The organism is Adhaeribacter terrigena (assembly GCF_016623615.1).
In the GTDB taxonomy this organism is placed as follows: domain Bacteria; phylum Bacteroidota; class Bacteroidia; order Cytophagales; family Hymenobacteraceae; genus Adhaeribacter_A; species Adhaeribacter_A terrigena.
Genome location: NZ_JAEHFX010000009.1, coordinates 90981 through 112077, shown reverse-complemented (window position 1 = coordinate 112077; position 21097 = coordinate 90981). Strand labels below are relative to the sequence as shown.

20 protein-coding genes are annotated in these 21097 nt (G+C 46.0%); 10 read left to right on the top strand and 10 right to left on the bottom strand.

What is annotated here, in order from left to right:
• Nucleotides 1–5 precede the first annotated feature (5 nt).
• From prmA to tpiA, 3 genes are all read right to left on the bottom strand, one after another.
• Nucleotides 6–842, bottom strand: a complete 837-nt coding sequence (gene prmA / locus I5M27_RS15860; protein WP_200507312.1) for a 50S ribosomal protein L11 methyltransferase — start codon at nt 840–842, stop codon at nt 6–8.
• 8 nt (nt 843–850) lie between these two features.
• Complete coding sequence (locus I5M27_RS15855) at nt 851–1234, bottom strand: DUF6150 family protein (protein WP_234462556.1); 384 nt, start codon at nt 1232–1234, stop codon at nt 851–853.
• Nucleotides 1235–1902: 668 nt separating this feature from the next.
• Entirely contained in the window at nt 1903–2664 is a 762-nt protein-coding gene (gene tpiA, locus I5M27_RS15850; protein ID WP_200507311.1) for a triose-phosphate isomerase, read from the bottom strand.
• Between the two features lie 273 nt (nt 2665–2937).
• Between tpiA and I5M27_RS15845 the strand changes: the two genes are divergently transcribed.
• Entirely contained in the window at nt 2938–3249 is a 312-nt protein-coding gene (locus I5M27_RS15845; RefSeq protein WP_200507310.1) for a (2Fe-2S) ferredoxin domain-containing protein, read from the top strand.
• Nucleotides 3250–3622: 373 nt separating this feature from the next.
• Here the strand turns inward: I5M27_RS15845 and I5M27_RS15840 are convergent, their stop codons facing one another.
• From I5M27_RS15840 to I5M27_RS15825, 4 genes are all read right to left on the bottom strand, one after another.
• Entirely contained in the window at nt 3623–4147 is a 525-nt protein-coding gene (locus tag I5M27_RS15840; protein ID WP_200507309.1) for a ferritin, read from the bottom strand.
• Between the two features lie 384 nt (nt 4148–4531).
• Nucleotides 4532–4885, bottom strand: coding sequence for a hypothetical protein (locus I5M27_RS15835; protein WP_200507308.1), 354 nt, complete (start codon nt 4883–4885; stop codon nt 4532–4534).
• Between the two features lie 95 nt (nt 4886–4980).
• On the bottom strand, nt 4981–5175 hold the full coding sequence (locus I5M27_RS15830; RefSeq protein ID WP_200507307.1) for a cysteine-rich CWC family protein: 195 nt from the start codon (nt 5173–5175) through the stop codon (nt 4981–4983).
• A 15-nt stretch (nt 5176–5190) separates the two neighbouring features.
• Nucleotides 5191–5802, bottom strand: a complete 612-nt coding sequence (locus I5M27_RS15825; RefSeq protein ID WP_449500871.1) for a pentapeptide repeat-containing protein — start codon at nt 5800–5802, stop codon at nt 5191–5193.
• Between the two features lie 227 nt (nt 5803–6029).
• Here I5M27_RS15825 and I5M27_RS15820 point away from each other — a divergent pair, with 227 nt between their 5' ends.
• Complete coding sequence (locus tag I5M27_RS15820) at nt 6030–6377, top strand: hypothetical protein (protein WP_200507305.1); 348 nt, start codon at nt 6030–6032, stop codon at nt 6375–6377.
• Between the two features lie 90 nt (nt 6378–6467).
• Nucleotides 6468–6899 (top strand): hypothetical protein, encoded by a 432-nt coding sequence (locus tag I5M27_RS15815; RefSeq protein ID WP_200507304.1) that lies wholly within the window; start codon nt 6468–6470, stop codon nt 6897–6899.
• 119 nt (nt 6900–7018) lie between these two features.
• Here I5M27_RS15815 and uvrA read toward each other — a convergent pair whose 3' ends face one another.
• Nucleotides 7019–9820, bottom strand: a complete 2802-nt coding sequence (gene uvrA, locus I5M27_RS15810) for an excinuclease ABC subunit UvrA (protein ID WP_200507393.1) — start codon at nt 9818–9820, stop codon at nt 7019–7021.
• A gap of 1103 nt (nt 9821–10923) precedes the next feature.
• On the opposite strand from uvrA, the gene I5M27_RS15805 reads away from it, so the two are divergent.
• On the top strand, nt 10924–12477 hold the full coding sequence (locus tag I5M27_RS15805) for a T9SS type A sorting domain-containing protein (protein ID WP_200507303.1): 1554 nt from the start codon (nt 10924–10926) through the stop codon (nt 12475–12477).
• Nucleotides 12478–12762: 285 nt separating this feature from the next.
• On the opposite strand, the gene I5M27_RS15800 is transcribed toward I5M27_RS15805, so the two are convergent.
• Complete coding sequence (locus tag I5M27_RS15800) at nt 12763–14016, bottom strand: MFS transporter (protein WP_200507302.1); 1254 nt, start codon at nt 14014–14016, stop codon at nt 12763–12765.
• Nucleotides 14017–14892: 876 nt separating this feature from the next.
• Here I5M27_RS15800 and I5M27_RS15795 point away from each other — a divergent pair.
• From I5M27_RS15795 to I5M27_RS15785, 3 genes are all read left to right on the top strand, one after another.
• Nucleotides 14893–15357 (top strand): DUF6799 domain-containing protein, encoded by a 465-nt coding sequence (locus tag I5M27_RS15795; protein WP_200507301.1) that lies wholly within the window; start codon nt 14893–14895, stop codon nt 15355–15357.
• A gap of 266 nt (nt 15358–15623) precedes the next feature.
• Nucleotides 15624–16223, top strand: coding sequence for an RNA polymerase sigma factor (locus tag I5M27_RS15790; protein ID WP_200507300.1), 600 nt, complete (start codon nt 15624–15626; stop codon nt 16221–16223).
• Nucleotides 16198–16428: a hypothetical protein gene (locus I5M27_RS15785; RefSeq protein WP_200507299.1), complete on the top strand. Its 231-nt coding sequence runs from the start codon at nt 16198–16200 to the stop codon at nt 16426–16428. Before I5M27_RS15790 ends, I5M27_RS15785 begins: the two co-directional genes overlap by 26 nt.
• 156 nt (nt 16429–16584) lie before the next feature.
• On the opposite strand, the gene I5M27_RS15780 is transcribed toward I5M27_RS15785, so the two are convergent.
• Nucleotides 16585–16737 (bottom strand): hypothetical protein, encoded by a 153-nt coding sequence (locus I5M27_RS15780; RefSeq protein ID WP_200507298.1) that lies wholly within the window; start codon nt 16735–16737, stop codon nt 16585–16587.
• Nucleotides 16738–16929: 192 nt separating this feature from the next.
• Between I5M27_RS15780 and nth the strand changes: the two genes are divergently transcribed.
• The 3 genes from nth (at nt 16930) to I5M27_RS15765 (ending at nt 20729) form a co-directional block, all read left to right on the top strand.
• Nucleotides 16930–17604, top strand: a complete 675-nt coding sequence (gene nth, locus I5M27_RS15775) for an endonuclease III (protein ID WP_200507297.1) — start codon at nt 16930–16932, stop codon at nt 17602–17604.
• A gap of 63 nt (nt 17605–17667) precedes the next feature.
• Nucleotides 17668–19548: an asparagine synthase (glutamine-hydrolyzing) gene (asnB, locus tag I5M27_RS15770; RefSeq protein ID WP_200507296.1), complete on the top strand. Its 1881-nt coding sequence runs from the start codon at nt 17668–17670 to the stop codon at nt 19546–19548.
• On the top strand, nt 19545–20729 hold the full coding sequence (locus I5M27_RS15765; RefSeq protein WP_200507295.1) for a glycosyltransferase family 4 protein: 1185 nt from the start codon (nt 19545–19547) through the stop codon (nt 20727–20729). The genes asnB and I5M27_RS15765 overlap by 4 nt, the downstream gene beginning before the upstream one ends.
• Nucleotides 20730–21097: the final 368 nt, after the last annotated feature.

Sequence of the window (21097 nt, the reverse complement as noted above, 5' to 3'; positions counted from 1 at the left end):
TCAGATTACATAAGCGGTTTCCGGAAAATTGCCGAAACCCAGTTGTTCTTTTCACGGCTGGACTCAAAAATCAGGCCGCAACGGGTTGCTTCTTCTTGCAGCACAGCCAGATCTTCGGTGTAAAAACCGCTTAAAACCAACGGTCCGCCATTTTTCAGCAGTTTGGTATAAGCCGCCATATCGGCCAGCAACACGTTGCGGTTAATATTGGCCAGCACCACGTCGTAAGGCTGGTCGCTTTCTACGGCCGTTACGTCGCCGAAATGCACCACAATGTTCGGGCATTGGTTCAGTTCGGCATTTTCCCGCGCGTTTTCCACGCTCCAGTCTTCTACTTCTACGCCAACTACTTCGGAAGCACCCAGTTTGCAGGCCATAATAGCCAGAATGCCGGTGCCGGTGCCCATATCCAGCACACGCTTGTTTTTATGATCTACCGTGAGCTGGTTTTCGATCATGAGCGTGGTGGTTTCGTGGTGGCCGGTGCCGAAAGTCATTTTCGGGTTGATCACAATGTCGTATTGCACGCTTTCCGGTTTCGGATGAAAGGAAGCGCGCACGGAAACCTGGTTACCAATAATGAGGGGTTCGAAATTCTTTTCCCATTCTTCGTTCCAGTTCTGTTTGGCAATTTTGCTGGTGGCGTAAGAGATCTGAGCCATGGCCGCATATTTTTCTACTACTTCCTGCAATTCCGGTTCACTGAAAATATCTTCGGTAATGTAGGCGTTGAAACCGCTTTCGGTATCCATGAACGTATCGTAACCTATCTCGCTGAGTTCGGCGGTTAAAATATCGGCAAAATCCTGGGGCGCCTGTACGGCAACTTCAATAAAATCCATTTAAAAATCTATTCTTTACAACCGGCAAAAGACCGGATCTTGGTAAAATAAACGCCGAAATCGGCCAGGTTGCGGTTAGGCGAAACGAACACTACGAAATCGGCAAAGTCGCGGTTCGGCGCGGGATACCACAAGCCGGGGGCATCGGCAAAAAGTTTGTTATCTTCTTTATAAACCACCAGGTTGGCAAAAGCTTCCTCGGTTTCTTCGTAAATGGTAAACTGCGTACCGGCCTGCTTGCGCGGGTCGCGCTCAAAATAAACCGAGCCGTAAATGCGGCAGAAATCGGGCGGCAACACGGTAGGTTTTTCAGGCAAAAAAGTCGTTTCTGCCGAAACAAACTTCGCCGGAAATACCCAAAGCAGGAAAGTTAATATAAAAAGTATTCGCATTTAGCAGTCTTAAACCTTAAAATTAACGAAAATCTGCGGGAAAATAATATAAATCAGCCGGTTGGTTTTGTTTTGATAGGTTTAATTTTTAATGGCAGGTAGTCTGCATGGATTTCGCTGCCTTTTTAACGGTGAAAGTATAGCGTTTTTTCGTCATTTCGACGTCAGGAGAGATCGCATCAAGTTGGTAGAAAGGTTGCAGAATTGACTTTTTATACCTGAAAGGATACCGTTTTCATAGTTTGCTTCTGTTCTTAGCTACAAGTATTATACTTTCAATGAAGCTTTCTCCCTCAAGCCGGGCGGCTTCGTTTCTGCGTTCGCGGCTGCAACCCTTCCTGCCCTTGCGGGCTGCCTGTGGCACCGGAAGTCTTGGAGGCCGCTCGCACAGAAACTGGTGTCAGTTCCCTTCGTAGCTCGCTTCTTTTTAGTTTACTTTTCTTCAGTCCTTGATTTCAGGTTACGCTGCGCTGGCGATATAGTGAAATCAGGTGTTAAAATCCTGTTCATCTTTTAATCCTTAAAATCGTGTTCAGACAAACTTCACATGAATCAATAGAATTACCGTTCAGACAATTATCCTGAAAATCCTGATCAAAAAAAAAGCCCTCCCCTGTTTTTAGGGGAGGGTTGGGTGGGGTACTTTTTCAGGCTGAAACCCTACCGTTTTATTGCTGGAACGAGCGGATAATGGTCAGGAAATCGGCTGATTTTAATGCCGCGCCGCCAATCAGGCCGCCGTCTACGTCTTTGCAGGCGAATAACTCTTTGGCGTTCTGGGCGTTGCAGCTACCACCGTACAGAATTGGCGTTTTCAGGGCAGCTTCAGCATCGTAAGCGCGGGAAACCTGCTCGCGGATGAATTCGTGCATTTCCTGGGCCTGTTCTGAGCTTGCGGTGCGACCGGTGCCAATGGCCCAGATCGGTTCGTAGGCAATAATTACTTTATCGAATTCTTCGTTGCTTAAATGGAATAATCCATCTTTTAGCTGCTGGGCCACAAAATCGAAATGGATCTCTTGCTCCCGCTGCTCCAGGCTTTCGCCGCAGCAGAAAATTGGCTTTAAACCGGCCGCCAGCGCAGCTTTCAGTTTCTGCTCCAGCAGCATACTGTCTTCCTGAAAATACTGACGGCGCTCGCTGTGGCCCAGGATCACGTATTCGCAACCCACTGAAGCTAACATCGTTGCCGAAACTTCGCCGGTAAACGCGCCGCTATCTTTCTGATGACAATTTTGTGCGGAAAGCTGGATAGCATCGCCTTTTTTATCGGATAAAGCAGCTAAGTAAGGGAACGGCGGGGCCACAATTACTTCCACGTTGCTAACCGGGTTGTTTTGCAGATCGGTCGCAAGTTCGTTTACCAAGGCTAAAGCCTCCGGATACGTTTTGTTCATTTTCCAGTTTCCGGCTACAATTTGTCTTCTCATGCGTTTTATAGTTGAATTTTGATAGCGTTTTTAGTTTGCCTGCATAGTTAAGAATTTTGCGCCGGAAAGCCTAGTTTACCCGCTTAAATCCTTCTCTCCTGCCACGAAACCAAACCATAAATAGCCAATTATTACCTTGCTTTAAAACCTGAAACGGCCCGCAAAACGGTAGGCTTTTCGTCCCTAAAAGTCTGCTGAAACCAAATTCTGCTAATACTAAGGCAGCTATATTTGCGTTTGTGCGTAGAAAAGATTCAAATTCATAAACCCGAAATGAGCAGAGAATACAAGATCCCGAAACAGGTAATTTACGTGTGCACCGGCGACAAATGCAAAAAGCGCGGCGGCAAAGATGCAGGCAAAGCCTTCCGGGAATTGTGTAAAAGTTACGGGTTGAAAAACGACGTGGAAATCATTAAAACCGACTGCACCGACCGCTGCAAACTCGCGCCGGTCATCTGCATTCAGCCGCAGAACCTGTGGCTTTATGAAGTAAACGAACACAAAGTGCAACACCTTTTTCAGCAGCATATTCTTAATGCCGGGAAAAGCCAAAATCCTTCCGGTTCGAATTCTGAAAAATAAAGTTGAATTATTGGTAAAAAACACCAATAACGGCGTAAAACAATAAAAGGAAACAGCGAATTCAGATTAGCTGGTCATTCTGAGCTTGTCGAAGAAATATTTGGTACTATTATGGCATTTTGAGCGCTGAGCGATAAACGAAGTTCGGCGTAGCCCCATCCTATCCTTCTTGCGGGTTGGAAATCTTGCGGGTTCGGTACGCATTAGTTCCCTCGACAAGCTCGGGATGACCGGATAAATTAAAGCGTTTTGAAAATAAAAATGGTAGCGCTAAAATAAAAAAAGGTAGCACTGGGTTTAAATCCTGCGCTACCTTTTTTGCTTTCTGCGGAAATCATTTTCAAATTTCCACATCTTCAAATTTCCAAATCGATTACTTATGGTATTTGATCTTCGGCACACGTTTGTCTATTTCGTAGCGGCCGGTGCCTTCTTCGCCAATTACATCGAATAACTCGAGCGCTCTGCGGGCCACGTATTCTTCTTCGATCTGCTCTTCCAGGAACCACTGAATGAACTGGAAGGTAACAAAATCGCTGGCTTTCATGCAGCGGGCGGCCATGCGGTTGAACTGCTGGGTCACGTAAATTTCCTGCTGCAAAGCCTGCTCAAACACGCTCCGGAACGACTCGAATTCCTGCGGAATGTTGGTTATTTCCGGCGAAACGGCGCGGCCACCCAAATCGCTTACGTAATTGAAAAGCTTGAGCATGTGCTCGCGCTCTTCGCCGGATTGCTTCTGAAAATACTTGGCGCTGCAGTCAAAACCGTTGCGATCGCACCACGACGACATGGCCAGGTAAACGGCCGAGGAATGCGCTTCTACTTTTATCTGTTCGTTTAAGAGTGTTTCTATTTCTTCGGTAAGCGAAGTTTTAAGCCGGAGTAAGTCTTTCATAACTGTATCGTTTTTAATATAAAAAGTCAGGAATGAAGTATATTCCCTGACTTAAATTTAACTGATATTTTCAGAATTGGTTACCCGCAGAGCCGAAATGAGCTTAATACGGAATTGGTCTAAATTAATGTGCAAATGGGTTAAGGTGGAAATGTGCTAATGAAGAATGTGAAAAACACCTTATGAGAAAATGAGGGAATTTGAAAATGGATATTCCTTGCCTGCCATCCTGCGCACAAGTGAGCGCGAGGTAGCGCTCACTTGTGCGCAGGATGGCAGCGAGTGAAAAACGGTATACTTTTTCGGCTAAAAAGTGCGCAATAAAAAAAGCCTGCGCATGCAGGCCTGAATCTTGATACTTAAATCTTGCTACTTGTGTCTGAATTAAACCGCCATGGCATGCAGACTTTCATAGATAATGCTATTCAGTTCCATCATGGCTTTAGCCCCCTGCAACAGTTCCCGGAAATTCAGCACATCGGTCAGCGTCAGTACAAAGCAACGGTCTGAGCAAAGCGGATTCAACACCACTACATCGGCAAAACGCGCCGGGTTCTGGGCCATTTCTTTTACATCGATGGTTTCTAAGGTCTGCTTTAAATGAAAGAAATCGTTGAATTTAAAGGAAGAAAATCCACCGGCGAACTCGATCCAGTACACGTTATAGCGGTTGCATTGAAACACAGCGCCGTATTCGGTCCGGAAAATTTCTGATAAAGTATTGGCAGCGGTTCCCATAGTTTGTAAGCGGTGAGGTAGCTTTAAAAACGAATCTGCTGCAAATATAAGTTCAATTTAGAATTAGTCCAAATAAAAAGAGGTGATAATTGTCATTAATTTTTGATTGATTTTTGAAGCTCCTTTTCCAGACATTCCTGACAATAGCAACTGGTAGTTTTCTCGTTCAACGGCATAAGATTCGGCAAACTATCGCACCAGCAGATTGCATCGCCATTAATGGCGCCACAAACTAATACCGCCCCGCAGTGGAAACAGGAAATGGTGGTTTTTGCGTTTTCGTCTTTCATTTCTAAAGCACTTTTTTACCGGATATCGATACCGTATTTTCCCAGCAAGCCAGCCAAGCCATTAGTAGAGAACTTCGCTTTTTTCAGGCGGTTGAGTTCGGGATCTATGGTATAATTATAAGCGGTGAGAAAGTCGGCTTTTTCGAGGTTGGTACGATCGAAGGTGGTTTGGAAGAGGTCGCAGTTGAGGAATTTGGCTTCGGTGAGGTCGGCTTCGGCGAAGTTGGCTTCTTTGATGCTGCAATCCTGGAAAATGGTTTTCTTTAGTTTCTTTTTGAAGAAGTCGGTAAGGTCTAAGGCGCATTTTTCGAAGCCGACCTCGAAGAGAAAATCGTTGCAAGCGGTAAAGCTTACCCCGATCAGTTTGCAGTTCAGGAACCGAACGTTGTTGAGTTTGGCATTGGCAAATTTGGCCATACTGAGGTTACAGTCTTCGAAAAGGCAGTCGGTGAACTCGTTGCGCGACAGGTCGGCATTGGCGAAATTGCAGTGCTTAAATGTGCAGTCTATGAACTCCCGTCCGTTGAGTTTCTTTTCGGAATAATCGAGCTTTTCGAAGGTTTGCTGCTCTTGCAGGAGTTCTTGCATAATAAACTTAATGTTAAAAAGGGAAATTATTCGTTTCAAGTTTTATAATCAATTATTAAAAACTCAGATCTTCTAACAAAATATATCATGACAAAATATACAATTAATTAACATTGATTATTTTGTCATTGCGATATAATCGCAAGTTCTTGCGCTTATATCGCAAGTTCCTGAATATATGTCGGATAACGTATTATTTTCCAAAATTTTGGGCATATTGGTTTCATTATTGATTAAACAATTCTTAAAACCAAAAAAATTTAACTATGGCAAATTTTGTACAAATTACTTATGATCTAACTTCAAAGCATATTGAAGTTAAAAATGGGCTTAAAGCCAAAGGCTATTTTGATTATATTATTGATGACCAAGGAAAAGTTGTGTCCTTGCCTAATACTACGGTAGTTAAACCGGACACTACTAAGGAAGTTGCATTTATAGAATTTTCAGCGGTAGTTAATGAGGTTAATTTCACCCTACCAATTAACGAAAAAACAGGGGCTAATCCTTTTATTGTTGAATTTTCAAATGATGAATGGAAAGCCAAGCCTACTTCCATTCACGGATTAAGTACTTTGATTGCGCAAATGGCAATAAAAAAACCTCTCAATTGAGAGGTTTTTTTATTATTTATTGCTACCATTAATTTTAATTAAATTTCAAAATAAATAGTTCATTCATTAAAAATACCAAAAGATACATTTATGAAATATGCCCGAGTTTTGTCTGGTTTATTAATGGATCTATTACCTTACATTGCAAGCTTCGCAGCAGTCTTCTTAATAGCTCGGAGTTCAATTGTTGTGTCTGAAAATATTGACAACTTAGGTTTTATCTTTAATAATGGAGTTTTGATAGAATTTTTATTTTGGGTCTTCTGCTTAATATGCGTATTCTCTCTAGTATATATCCAGCGTTTTGATAAAAAACACTTCATGATACCACGTGAAACCAAAGGGGTTGTTTTTCATAAAGTCTTAAGTAAAGGTCAATTCTGCGATTATATCAAGAATGCTAACCAAGTTAGAGATTTTATAAACCTAGAGGAAATGGAAATGATCATAGTTTCTAAAAAAGTCATTGAAAATTTAGAAGCTAATCCTTGCCCTAGCTGTTATGTTTTTGATAATGATTAAATCGCAAACAACATATTCTTAATTTTTCATCAATACCAAGTCCTTTCTCTATAAATATATCCTTCAATTAGATCATTATCACCAAAGTTTTTCATTTCTACCAAATAATATTTCCCTCCCTACAACTTCTCCTTCAAATACTGCGCGGTGTAATTATCATCCAGCTTTACCATATCTTCCGGGGTGCCTTCAAACAATAAATATCCGCCGTTGATGCCGCCTTCGGGGCCCATATCGATGATCCAGTCGGCGCATTTTACGATATCCATATTGTGCTCGATGATGACCACGGAATTGCCTTTGTCGATGAGGGCGTTGATGGCGGAGAGCAGTTTGCTGATGTCGTGGAAGTGGAGGCCGGTGCTGGGTTCGTCGAAGATGAAGAGCACGTTTTCGTTGTGCGTGGTGGCGCCTTTGGTGAGGAAGGAAGCCAGTTTTACGCGCTGCGCCTCGCCGCCGGAAAGCGTGTTGCTCGATTGCCCCAACCGGATGTAACCCAACCCAACGTCATCGAGCGGCTTCATTTTTTCGGCTACTTTCGGCTGGTCTTTAAAGAACTCGATGCTGTCGGAAATGGTCATATCCAGCACTTCGGCAATGCTTTTATCCTGGAATTTTACGTCCAGAATGTCCTGCTTGAATTTCTGGCCGTTGCAGCTTTCGCAGGTCAGGTAAATATCGGCCATAAACTGCATCTCGATCTTCACCTGACCTTCGCCCTGGCACACTTCGCAGCGGCCCCCTTCAATATTAAAAGAGAAATGCGACGGCTTAAAACCGCGGGCTTTGGCCAGCGGTTGGTCGGAAAAAAGGGTCCGGATGGCGTCGTAGGCTTTCACGTAAGTTACCGGGTTGGAGCGCGACGACTTCCCAATCGGGTTCTGGTCCACAAATTCTACGTGCGAAATCTTGTTCGTAGCCCCTCCTATCTTGTCGAACTTGCCGGTAGCATCGGAATGGCCGCCGAGATGTTTCTGCAAGGCCGGGTGCAGGATGCGCTTAATTAAAGTCGATTTTCCGGAACCGCTTACGCCCGTTACCACCGTCATTACGCCCAGCGGGAAATTCACGCTAACGTTTTTCAGGTTGTTTTCGCGCGCGCCACTCACTTCTATAAAGTTGCGGGCTTTGCGGCGGGTTGGCGGTACGGGCACGCCCATTTTCCCGCTCAGGTATTTGCCGGTATAGGTAGTATTGTCTTTTAGGATCTCGGCATACTTGCCCTGGAACATCAGGTTTCCGCCGCCGGTCCCCGCTTCCGGGCCAATATCGATTATCTGGTCGGCAATTTCCATCATTTTTTCGTCGTGCTCCACCACAATTACCGTGTTCCCCAACTTTTGCAGGGATTTCAGTACGCCAATTAATTGTTCGCCGTCGCGCGGGTGCAGGCCGATGCTTGGCTCATCCAGAATGTACATCGAACCCACTAACGCCGAACCCAGCGAAGTAGCCAGGTTAATGCGCTGGCTTTCGCCGCCGGAAAGCGTGTTAGATAAGCGGTTCAAGGTGAGGTAGCCTAGGCCAACGCGCTTTAAATAATTGAGGCGGTTGGTAACTTCCAGCACCAGGCGTTCGGCAATGCTGGTTTCGTGCTGGGTAAGCTGAATATTTTCGAAGAAATCGAGGGTTTCAGTTATCGGTTTCAGCACCAGGTCCATAATGTTTACGCCGTTTATTTTTACGTAGCCGGCATCTTTACGCAGGCGCGTTCCACGACAATCGGGGCAAACGGTGCGGCCGCGGTAACGGCTCATCATTACGCGGTACTGAATTTTATAGCTCTGCGCTTCAACGAACTTGAAAAACGCGTCGAGGCCTTTGAAATACTTGTTGCCGGTCCAGAGGAGTTGCTGTTCTTTTTCGGAAAGTTCGTTGTAGGGCCGGTGAATTGGGAAATCGAAACGAATGCCGTTCTTGATGAGCGGCTGCTGGAATTCCTCGTTCATTTTATCGGAACGCCACGGGGCAATCGCGCCTTCGTAAACCGTCAGGCTTTTATCCGGAATTACCAGGTCTTCGTCAATGCCCAGCACACTGCCAAAACCTTCACATCTTGGGCAGGCGCCGTAGGAGTTGTTGAAGCTGAAGAAATTTACGTTCGGTTCTTCGAAAACAATGCCGTCCAGTTCGAAACGGTCGGAGAAAACGTGGTTCTTTTCGTCGGTGCGCACGTGGCATTCGGAATGGCCTTCGAAGAAAGCGGTCTGTACGGAGTCGGCAATGCGGAATTGCAGGTCTTCGTCGTTGGGCTGCACAATGGCGCGATCCACTAATATGTATAGGTTTTTTCCGGCTTTCGGGATAGCGTTTTCCAGGGCTTCTTCAATGAAAAGCACTTCTTCGTCTACCACAATTCTGGTATAACCTTTCTGCAGAAGCAATTCCAGTTCGCGTTTCATATCGCGCTGGCGGTCCAAAGGCAAAGGCGCTAAGATCATTACGCGGCTGCCTTCGGGCAAACTGAAGATAAAATCTACTACATCGGAAACGGAATCTTTACGCACCTGCTTGCCGGAAACCGGCGAAAAGGTCTGGCCGATGCGGGCGTAAAGCAGTTTCAGGTAATCGTAAATTTCGGTGCTGGTGCCAACGGTAGAGCGGTTGTTCTTTATGTTTACTTTCTGCTCGATGGCAATGGCCGGGCTGATGCCTTTAATATAGTCTACATCGGGCTTGTCCATTCTACCCAGGAACTGACGGGCGTAGGAACTTAAGCTTTCAACGTACATCCGCTGGCCTTCCGCATAAAGCGTGTCGAATGCCAGGGAAGATTTGCCGGAGCCGGAAAGGCCAGTGATCACGATGAATTTATTGCGGGGCAGTGCTACGCTCAGGTTTTTGAGGTTGTGCACGCGCGCACCTTTTATAATAATGTATTCCCGCGGGTTCAAAGCGTCTATGCCATCCATTTCTTCCATTACCTCCGGCGAAGTAATATCGGTTTTGGAAGTGGCAGTTTTGGTTTTTGCGGGAGTATTTTTAGCAGCTTTTTCTTGAGCTGAAGTTTTTGCTTTTGCCATAGTTGTTCTTAACGTTTCCGGGTACTTTTTCGTGCCGAAAGCATAGCGTTTTAGCGCTGACTTTTTCGGGCAATTTGCCTAGCGTTTTTACGGGACTTTTTCAGGGGAAAAGCCTAGCGTTTTGCCAGCAGTTTTTTCGCCTGAAAGCATACCGTTTTGGAATTACCGATTGTGACCGGAAAGGTTTGGTAAAATTACGGATAAGGGTTGGGAATCTGAAAAGTTTATTCACCTCCCCTCGCTTCCCCTAACTATCAACTGAAGCAGTAGAGATCAGTTGCTTGTAACACTTTGTAATTTAGCTCCCGCAACAGGGATGGGGGTGCTTAGCAAGGCAACGAATTGCACTTTAGGAATAAATCCATATCATTTGGAAGAGTTCTTCTTTTCATATCAGCATAATTCAATTTCTACGCTTACCCATTTTTTCAAGCAATCGTTAAATACAATAAGAATTACAGAAAGAAGATCTGTTAAAAAATTTAGTAAAAGCCGACATACCGCATGCATCACCGGCAACCAAATTTTTAACGGCAGATTTTTAAAACTGTAAATTCACCTTGCTCTAGCGTAATAATAACCTCCAGATTTATTATTACAACCTGATTTTCCCCCTTCCGAATTACACCGCTGTACCCGGCTAAACCGGTGTCGATCCTGATGCTTGATTGTAATTCAACCCAAGGCTACTCTTTACCTGCTATGAAAACAAAGTACTTTCCTTTCGAATTTACCCGTACCGATCATGTCTTATTTGTGCAGGCCGCGTGCTTGCCATATTGGAATAGTAATATTTAAACCCAATATCAGCACGTTACGGTAACGGAATTTCTATATCCTTTTTTTCCCTTCTGCTTCCCCGCCGGACAGTAAAAACTGATCTGGTAAGCCGGAAAGGCATATCTGTTGATTTTCCTTTCCTCACAGCTTCTTGACCTATTAAAACAAACTTAGTTTTTAATTACTGAATCGCAGCATTCAAATTTAATCATCACATTATTATGAAAAACATAATTTTACTTTCGAAGCTCGCTATTGTACTATTATTCTTCTCTTTTCCTGCTTACAGCCAGAAACTCGATAATACTATATTAGCCATCTGCAACGTGCCGCCTGGATGCCAGGAAGAACCGATCTGTACGTTATACGACGATTGTTTCCGTTTTGACTTTTACGCCCCGAAAGACCTGGGCAACGGAACCAGCGCCCTGAAGTACAAAATCACCAATTACAGTGAATCTACTTTTAAACAGGCTACTTTCGAATTACCCGGACAAGGTGCTTCTACCCCGGCAGCCGTTTCGCCAACTTCCGTTTTCCGGAACCGGTATAACCACAGCGTCATTAACAAATTCAACGATTCGCTGATCGCTTTTAATGCCATTAATGCCGGTACTTTCAGCTACGGTGGGTTTGAAGTGTATTACTATATCGTTAATAACGCCGATCTGAATGCGCCTTATGGCCGCAAAGCCCAGGTAACCGCCAAAGCCGGCCGGCCATGGCAGCTGCAGCGCACCGGTACCGTTAATTTCGATTTCGATGTTTGCCAGGGTGAACAATGCCCAACCGTAGTAAATGAAACCTGCTACAAAGAAGATTGCTGCTTTGGTTACCAGCTGAACGGCACCCAGATTGGCGCAGGCCCGGGCCAATTCCGGCCAGACTTTACGTTAACCGAAATTTGCGGTCAGCAGGTTACTTCGGTAAGTTTTTCGCTGCCTAACTTAAGCCCTGAACAGCAAGCTGCCCTCGATCCGTTTGCCAGCACTTATGCCTACACCACCAGCGTAACCAGCACGTTGCTCACATTCACTGCTACCACTGCCGATTTTGACTCGGTAGGTGAATTCGACGACTTTGCTTATTTACTACCGGAAAGCGCGGTTACCGCGGCCGGCGGCAACCTGGTAACCGTAACCATAACCACCACTGGCGGCACCTATTCGCAAACCTTCGATCTGCTGAACACCGACCCTAATTGCGGTATCAATCCTTTACCAGTGGAGCTTTCTAAATTTGCCGGTAAAGCCTCGCCGGAAGGAATTTCCCTGAACTGGACCACGGTTTCGGAAAAAGACAACGACCGGTTTGAAATAGAACGCAGCGTTAACGGCCGTAATTTTGAAAGAATAGCCACCGTAAAAGGCAACGGTAGTTCCAGCAGCGCCATTAACTACGGTTACCTGGATGCCAGCGCGCCTAAGAGCATGAATTACTACCGCCTGAAACAAGTTGACTTTAACGGCGCCCACGAATATTCCCGGATCATTACGGTAAACAATGAGGGCGGAAAAGCAAAATCGCTGGCTGTGATGCTGGTACCAAACCCTTGCCACGGCGAAAATTGCAGCGTCCGCTTACAGGCCACCGATACCAGCGCTCCGATCACCATAGAATTGCAGGATCTGGCCGGACGAACCATTTTCAGCAAGCAGATCCCGGGCGACCAAAGTTCATTTCAATTGCCTAGACTGGATACCGGCGGCGGGGTTTACATTCTCTCGGCTAAAAACGGCAAGTATGCCGCGCACCAGAAAGTGATCATCCAGTAAAAACCGAAATTAAACATCCTTTTTCAAAAAAAAATCCCGGTAGATTCTACCGGGATTTTTTTTTCGTAACCCTTCGCATATATGCTGACTTTTCAGCCTGAAAACCATAGCGTTTTTTTCGATGGTTCGAATTTTCGATTTTTAATTTCTTCCTATTAGATATAAAATTGTGTTGCGTTTGCAGGAAGTCAGAAAAAACGATAGGGTTTTGGCCTGGAAAAGTACTTCAGATTCCAACCACCTGTTCTTCGGATAATCGAAAATTTGACATTCGAACAATCGAACCTAAAGTTGCAGATCGCGGAGTTTTTTAGCTTTGAAAGCGGTAATGCCAACCACCAGCAAAGTCATGGCGCCGCCGAAAACTACCGATGGAACCACCCCCATGATCCTGGCCGCAAAACCTGATTCAAATGCCCCGATCTCGTTGGAAGAACCCACAAAAATATTATTCACCGCCGAAACCCTGCCTTTCATGTGTTCGGGCGTAAAGGTGTGAATAAGCGTAGAACGGATGATGACGCTGATGGAATCGAAAACCCCGCTGAGCGCCAGCAAAACCAGCGAAAACCAGAAACTTCTGGAAAGCCCGAACAGGATGATACAAACCCCGAAACCAGCTACGCACAACAGCATTTTTTTGCCGGCATTTACGCTTACCGGCCGGTGCGCCAGGTAAATGGCCATGAGCACGGAACCTACGGCAGGCGCGGCACGCAGGAAACCTAACCCCTGCGGACCAGCCTCCAGGATTTCGGAAGCAAAAACCGGCAGCAAGGCTACGGCTCCGCCAAAAAGCACGGCAAAAAGATCTAAAGAGATAGCCCCTAAAATGATCTGGTTGCTAAACACGAACCGAAAACCGGAAAGCAGGCTTTCTTTCATACTTTGTTTTGCTTCGGTGGTAGGCGGCAGCGGTTTAGCTTTGATCAGGAAGTAAAATACGAAGGCAAAAACGGTAAGTAAAGCATCTATGGCATACGCGGCAGAAATACCAAAAAAACCAAAAAGCAGACCGCCAATTGCAGGTCCGGCTACGGAAGCAGCCTGCCAGGTGGTACTGCTCCAGGTGATGGCATTGGCGTAAAACTTCCGGTCGGGCATGAGCTGGGGCATAAACGAAAACGTGGCCGGTCCCATAAAACCCCGGGCAATGCCGCTCAGGAAAATAACCGCATAAATTGGCAGCACGCCGTTATGCAACACAAAAGCGCCGGTATCTATGGTAAAAAACCAAAGCGCCGACGAACAAACCACCAGCACGCTCACGGCACTTACAATTATGGCTTTGCGGTTATAACTATCGGCTACATAACCGGCATACAAAGCCACAAAAATAGAGGGCAGCGCTTCGGCAAGACCAATTAAGCCCAGCGAAAGCGGATCTTTGGTGATCTGGTAAATTTGCCAGCCCACAATTACCGCCTGGATCTGCAAAGCAATGGTAATGCAGAAACGCGCCGCTACATATAGCCGGAATTCAGGGATCTTGAGGGCAGCGTAGGGGTCGTGTTTTATTTCAAAAGAAGGTTCTTGCATGGGGGAAATTTAAGGGTGGCAAAGGTACGGGAATCTGTTGTGGTTTAAAGTAGTTTTTCTGTTACTAAGGATAGCGCTTTGTAATTATCCCGACTGTTTCCGTCATCCAGACGATAAAGAGGGATCTATTTAAGCTAATTAGAAAGGTTGCAATTGAGTTTTTGAGTTTGAAAGTATAGCGTTTTACACCTTGTCATCCTGAACGTTAGTGAAGGATCTCGTCGTCGGCAAGCAGTTTGTAAGCTCAAAACGATACCGTTTTTATAGCTTGCTTTTCGTTCCTAACTATTAGCTCTTAACTTTCAATGAAGCTTTCTCCCTCAAGCCGGGCGGCTTCGTTTCTGCGTTCGCGGCTGCAACCCTTCCTGCCCTTGCGGGCTGCCTCGTGCCTCGGCACCGGAAGTCTTGGAGGCCGCTCTCACAGAAACTGGTGTCATGCTCCTTCGTAGCGAACTTCTTTTTAGTTAGTTTCTCAGATAGCGTAATTTTCAGGGTACGCTGCGCTGGCGAGGTGCGTGAAATGGAAATGTGAAAATAATCCTGTCCATCTTTTAATCCTTAAAATCGTGTTCAGACAAAAACCACAGGGATCAAAAGAATCACCAATCACCGTCTAAACAATTCTGTAAATTCTCAAATTAGATAAGCAGAACTTCGTTTCAGTAAATCCTGATTCAGGCAATAATCATCCAAATCATGCTCAGGCGGCAGGGAGTTTTAAGACTGGAAACCATAGCGTTTTACTTTGCTTTATAATTCTTTCGCGAAAGCAATTTTAAAATTCCCTGAAAAAGTGTTACCGGTTTGGAAAGAAGGCCGTATAAAACTGCAAAGCCTTTAATACAAATGGCTTTTCAATTTCAGTTTTACTTTTATATGAAAATACTAACCAAACTTTGTTTCTTTCTGGCGCTGACTTTTTTGGGTGTAGAGGCACAAGCCCAAGCCACCATGCCCCGCAAAGGCGCCCCTAAGCAAACTATGCGCGATGGTGTGGCCCGGAAATTCGGGAAGATGGTGGAGTTTAAAAACGGTAAAGAAATGCCGTTGCGCGGTGCTTACTCAGCGGGTGGCACCAAAGTCAGCAACAGTGGGATGGTGCATTATGCAGATGGCACCAAAGAGAAACTTCCCGAAGGCTACGCGATAAACAAGCAAGGCGAAAAGGTGATCCTGATGGATGATATGATCGCCCCGGAAAAAATACGCAAACACCAGAAAGAAGTAACCGGAAAAGATGAAACATCAGTTACTATAACCGAAAAAACCCGCCTGATCATTAACGATAGCACCGGCCGCAAAGCGGTTTACGACACCATCCGGACCGTAGAAACAAAATAATTTCCGGGTCGGGTAAAAAAACCTCCGGAAACGAGGCTTTTCAATTAAACCAAACGGTAAGATTCGGGTCTAAAATATGGCCTGGCAGCACCGAAACGAAGCAGCTGATCTTTATCATGAAAAAAAATGCAAAATATCAGTTCAAGGCTTGACTTTCGAAAAAAAGAAGCTTATATTTGATATATCACTTTTATACCAATTCACCTAAAACCCAAACTCTTGCTTATGATATAAACGGCTACATTACTTTTATCTTGTACGTTTATATGAATATTTCGCAGAGAAGCGACTCCGAATTGGTATCGCTGTACATCACGGGTAACGAAAAAGCATTCGAAATACTGGTTAACCGCCACAAAAACCGCGTTTTCACAAGCATTATGCTAATTGTGAAAGACGAAGATGTGGCCGAAGATCTTTTGCAGGATTCTTTTATTAAAGCAATTCACACCATGAAAGGCGGGCGCTATAACGAGGAAGGCAAGTTCTCTTCCTGGATCAGCCGCATTGCCCATAACCTGGCCATCGACCACTTCCGGAAAGAAAAAAGAAATCCGACCATTCAGCTGGAAGACAATATCAAAGCGTTCAACTCGTTAAGCTATGCAGAAGATTCCGCGGAAGCGCTGCAGATTCGGGAAGAAACGTTTGCCCGGTTAAAAGCAATGATCGAATTATTGCCCGAAAACCAAAAAGAGGTGCTTATCATGCGCCACTACGCAGACATGAGCTTTCAGGAAATTGCTGACGCAACCGGGGTGAGCATCAACACGGCGCTGGGAAGAATGCGCTATGCGTTGATCAATCTTCGGAAGAAAATGAGCAACCAACCGAAAGTATATGATCAAAACCTTTACACACAATGAACTCATTCAGTACGTATATGACGAACTGCCGAATGATGTAAAAACCAACCTGGAATGCGCGCTGCAAACCGACGATGACCTGGCCGAAGAATGCGCCGAACTGCTGATCTCGAAACGCAGTCTGGAAAGAGTAAGCAAAGGCCCGCGCCAAAGCTGCATCAGCAACATTCTGCTTTATTCGAAAACCTTTAACATGCAGTCCTGACCCCGGGACTGCATTTTTTTTAGCTGTTGGTTCCAGAAAGCAAGCACCTGTGGAAACGGCCGGAAACCAAAACGCCTCTGCCCTGGCTGCTACAGGCAACCAAAGCAAAGGCGGAAAAACGGTATACTTTTAAGGCTAAAAACTGTTTTTTTAAGCTTATTCCTGTGTTTCCAGGGCGGCTTTATTAGCTTTTATGCGGTCTTCGGCATCGCGCATGGCATCTATTATGAGCGGGTAACTGCAGAATTTTTCGCCTTTGCTAAGCATTTTCTCAATAAAATACTGATCGGTTTTAATTTGTTCTTCCAATTTTTTTCTTTCTGAAGCGTCCATGTTATAGGTAAAATAGTCAGTTTCCCTGGGCCTGATTTTAGCCCGCAAAGTTACGCAACAAAGCCTCAAATCCCGAAGAAAGGCGCAATTATTTAGCAAAAACCTTTTTAATCCGGGCATTAGCCTTTCTGCGGGTATTGCCGTAATTTTGGGCTGGGAACAAACATTATGCGCAAAACCGAACGCTACAAGCACTTAATCCAGTATTTTACCACCAACTTTCCGGAAGCCGAAACCGAGCTGCACTACACCAACGCCTACGAACTTTTAGTGGCCGTGGTGCTCAGCGCGCAATGCACCGATAAGCGCGTGAATATGGTTACGCCGGAGCTTTTAAGGCAATTCCCGACACCGGAACATTTAGCGGCCGCTTCATCGGATGAGATTTTCCCCTACATTAAAAGCATTTCGTACCCCAACAACAAAGCCAAACACCTTTCGGGTTTGGGCAAAAAGCTGGTTTCCGATTTTAATTCCGAAGTACCCAGCAGCATAGACGATTTACAGAAACTGCCGGGCGTTGGCAGAAAAACCGCCAACGTTATTGCTTCGGTTATTTATAATCTGCCGGCCATGGCAGTAGATACGCACGTTTTCCGGGTTTCCAAACGGTTGGGGCTGGTTGCGAAAGAAGCTAAAACGCCGCTGGAAGTGGAAAATGAACTAATGAAACATATTCCGCTCGAGCTGGTTCCGAAGGCGCACCATTGGCTGATTTTGCACGGGCGTTACATTTGCGTGGCGCGCCGGCCGAAGTGTGAAATTTGCCCGCTTACCCATTTCTGCGCTTTTTACCAGAAAAACTGGCCGAATATCCCCGACGATCCGGAAAACCGGTTGTAGCGTTTGGTGGTCTGGGTTTTTATCGCGTTTTTGATACCGTTTTTGTAGCCCGAAACTTCCAGCATGTGCGGACTGAACGTAATTCTTGATAAAAAAAGCAATTTATCGCCGGAGCTGATCTTGCGGATGAACCGCGCTACCCAGCACCGCGGGCCGGATAATACCGGGCTTTACGTACACCGGTCCCACGGAAAAACCTACTTCTTCGGGCACAACCGCCTTAAAATAATAGACTGTTCCGACGCCGCCAACCAGCCTCTTTTTTCGGTTAACGAACGTTACCTGCTGCTTTACAACGGCGAAATTTACAATTACCGCGACCTTCGCCGCGACCTGAAAACGGCCGGTTATACCTTTCGTACCGAATCGGATACGGAAGTGGTTTTAAAGCTGCTTATTCAGCAGGGCGCCGCCGGTGTGGAAAAACTGAACGGCATGTTTGCGCTGGCTTTCTTTGATCTGCACACCAACGAGCTGCTCATTGCCCGCGACCGTTTCGGCCAGAAACCTCTTTACTACGCCCAGACCGAAGATTTTTTCTTGCTTTCGTCAGAAATAAAAGGCATTCAGGCTTCAGGTTTGATTAAAAAAGAACTGAACGAAAGCCAGTTAGCGCATTATTTAACCTATAAACACGCCCGCAAACCCGAAACTTTTTTCCGGCATATTCAGGAGCTGGAAGAAGGCAAATACGGAATCTACTCCGAAAACGGGTTCGAAACAAGATCTTACCTAAGCACTTTTCCGCCGGAAAAAGCTACCACTTTGGAACCCGCAAAAATTGTAGCGCGCACCGAAGAACTGTTACAAGGTTCGCTTTCGCGGCAATTACAAAGCGATGTTCCCCTGGGTTTATTTCTGAGTGGCGGCATCGATTCTACCTTGCTTTTAGCCTTGCTGGCGCAGGCTGGTCACGCTAATTTTCCGGCTTTTTCGGTAGCTAATCAAGCTTCAGAACGTTCTTTTGGTTCCGACGATTTTCATTTTGCCCGCCAGGCTGCCCAGCAATACGGCGCACGTCACACCGTTTTTGAGATCGACGATTCAATTTTCCAGGGATTTCTGCCGCTTATCGACTGCCTGGACCAACCCATTGCCGACGGGGCTACTTTGCTTACCGATTTCCTGGCAAAAAAAGCGCGTACGCAGGTAAAAGTGGCATTGTCTGGAGCGGGTGCCGACGAGCTTTTTGGCGGCTACAACCGGCACCGGGCATTTTATTCGTACCTGCAAAACCGCTCTTTGCTGTTGCTGGCTAAGCCTTTTCTGCGGATGATCGCACCTACTTTGCCCACCGGAATGGCACATCCGTGGCGCAAACAATTCCGGTTGTTGAAAAAAATGGCGGTTAAATTAAAGCACGATCCCGGTAAAACGTTCCGGCTTTTTACCGCCATGGATGCCGAATTGAGATACTGCCTGAAAAACCGGAATAAGACTTTTCCGGCCGAAAACCCTACCGATTTCAAGCACAAAAACGACTGGCTTAACTGGGCGCTTACGCTGGATCAGCACGAATATTTAATTTCCGACATATTGGCTTTAACTGACCAGACTTCCATGCACAACAGCCTGGAAGTGCGTTTGCCTTACCTGGATAACGATCTGCATGCGTTTACCAGCAGCCTGCGCCCCGATCTGCTTTTTCAGCACGGTCAGAAATGGATCCTGAAAGCCTTGCTTCGGCAACAGGAAGGCGACATGTTTAATAGCCGGCCAAAAGAAGGTTTTGGGATGCCGCTGGGGCTTTGGCTGCGCAAACCGAATAACCAGTGGCTGCTTGAACCGCTGCAAAACCGTAAAAGCCAGATTTTTCTGTACCTCGATTTCGATGCCGTGCAACAATTGCGTTATAAAAATCAACGGGGCAAACACGATTTCAGCGTAGAGCTTTGGGCTTTGATCACATTGGCTTTCTGGCTCGAAAAACATTTCGGCGCATGAGAATTCTGTACCTGCACCAGTATTTCCGGAAACCCTCGGAAGGCGGCGCCTTGCGTTCGTATTACCTCAGCACGGCCCTGGCCAAAGCCGGCCACGAGGTAGAACTGGTAACGGCCTACAACGGCAAAACCTACAAAACCGAAATTATTGCGGGCGTTAAAGTGCATTACCTTCCGGTGGCGTACGATAACCGCTATGGCTTTCCGGCACGCATTAAAGCATTCTTGAAATTCAGCTGGCAAAGCACGCGGCTGGCTTTTAAACTAAAAAACGTTGATGTTTGCTTTGCCACCTCCACCCCGCTTACCATCGGCATTCCGGCTTTATTGCTGAAGAAATTCCGGGGCACGCCTTATTTTTTTGAAGTGCGTGATCTCTGGCCGGAAGCGCCGGTGCAACTGGGTTTTATCCGGAATGAATTGTTAAAAACGGTATTGTTCTGGTTCGAAAAACTGCTTTACCGGAATGCAACTAAAATCGTGGCGCTTTCGCCAGGAATGGTTGCGGGCGTAAAAAAATACAAACTTCCGGTACCGGTTTTTCTAATTCCCAACATTGCTGATTGCCGGTTTTACCAGCCGGTTTTTACTGAAAAGGTTTCTGCCTCAACGCCTTTCGTGATCAGTTACCTGGGTACGTTGGGCCGGGCCAACCGGGTAGATTTCCTGCTCGATATTGCTAAATTATGCCAGGAAATGAACCTGCACCAGGTAAAATTCCTGATTGCCGGCAGCGGTGCCGAAAGCAGACATCTGAAACAAAAAGCACAAAAACTAAACCTGCACAACGTAACCTTTACCGGACATTTCAACCGCCATCAGGTACAGGAATTGCTGAACCGCTCGGCAGCAACCTACACTTCTTTCGCTAAATTTCCGGTGCTGGAAACCAACAGCCCGAACAAATTCTTCGACAGCCTGGCCGCCGGAAAACTTTGCCTGGTAAACACCAAAGGCTGGTTGCAGGATCTGGTGGAGAAAAATAACTGCGGTTTTTACGCCGACCCGAATCAACCAACAGCTTTTGTGCAGAAATTGCTGCCATATTTAACCGACCCCACACTTTTAAAAACCTGCCAGCGTAATGCCCGCGAACTGGCGGAACGGGAATTTTCACGCGAAAAACTCAGCCGGAAATTCGTAGCAATGTTTGAAAACAATTCAATCAAAGTCAATCAGTAACTTTTATACAAAACAAAATGCTTCGAACGCGAAGCGGAGTACGATCAACGAAAAGACGAAGAACTACAAGTCAAATCTTCGCTACCAGCGAAAGATTTGACCGTTTACACAGCCACTGAAGTCTACTATTTAGGCACTGTTCATTTTGCTATGAAATGCAGAAAGTTATCAGGGTGCGCTTTTGTCAAGCGCACTGTTTGAGCGGTCAGCGCCTGTCCCGCAGGCTTGCGGGAAGTTTGCGCTTGCTCCCGAAATGCTTCGGGACGTGCCGCTTGATTTTCGTTGGTTCTGTTTGTATCAAGTGGAACATCCCGAAGCATTTCGGGGACAAAAAGAACACTAAAGTAAGAGAAGAACTACTGAGGCAA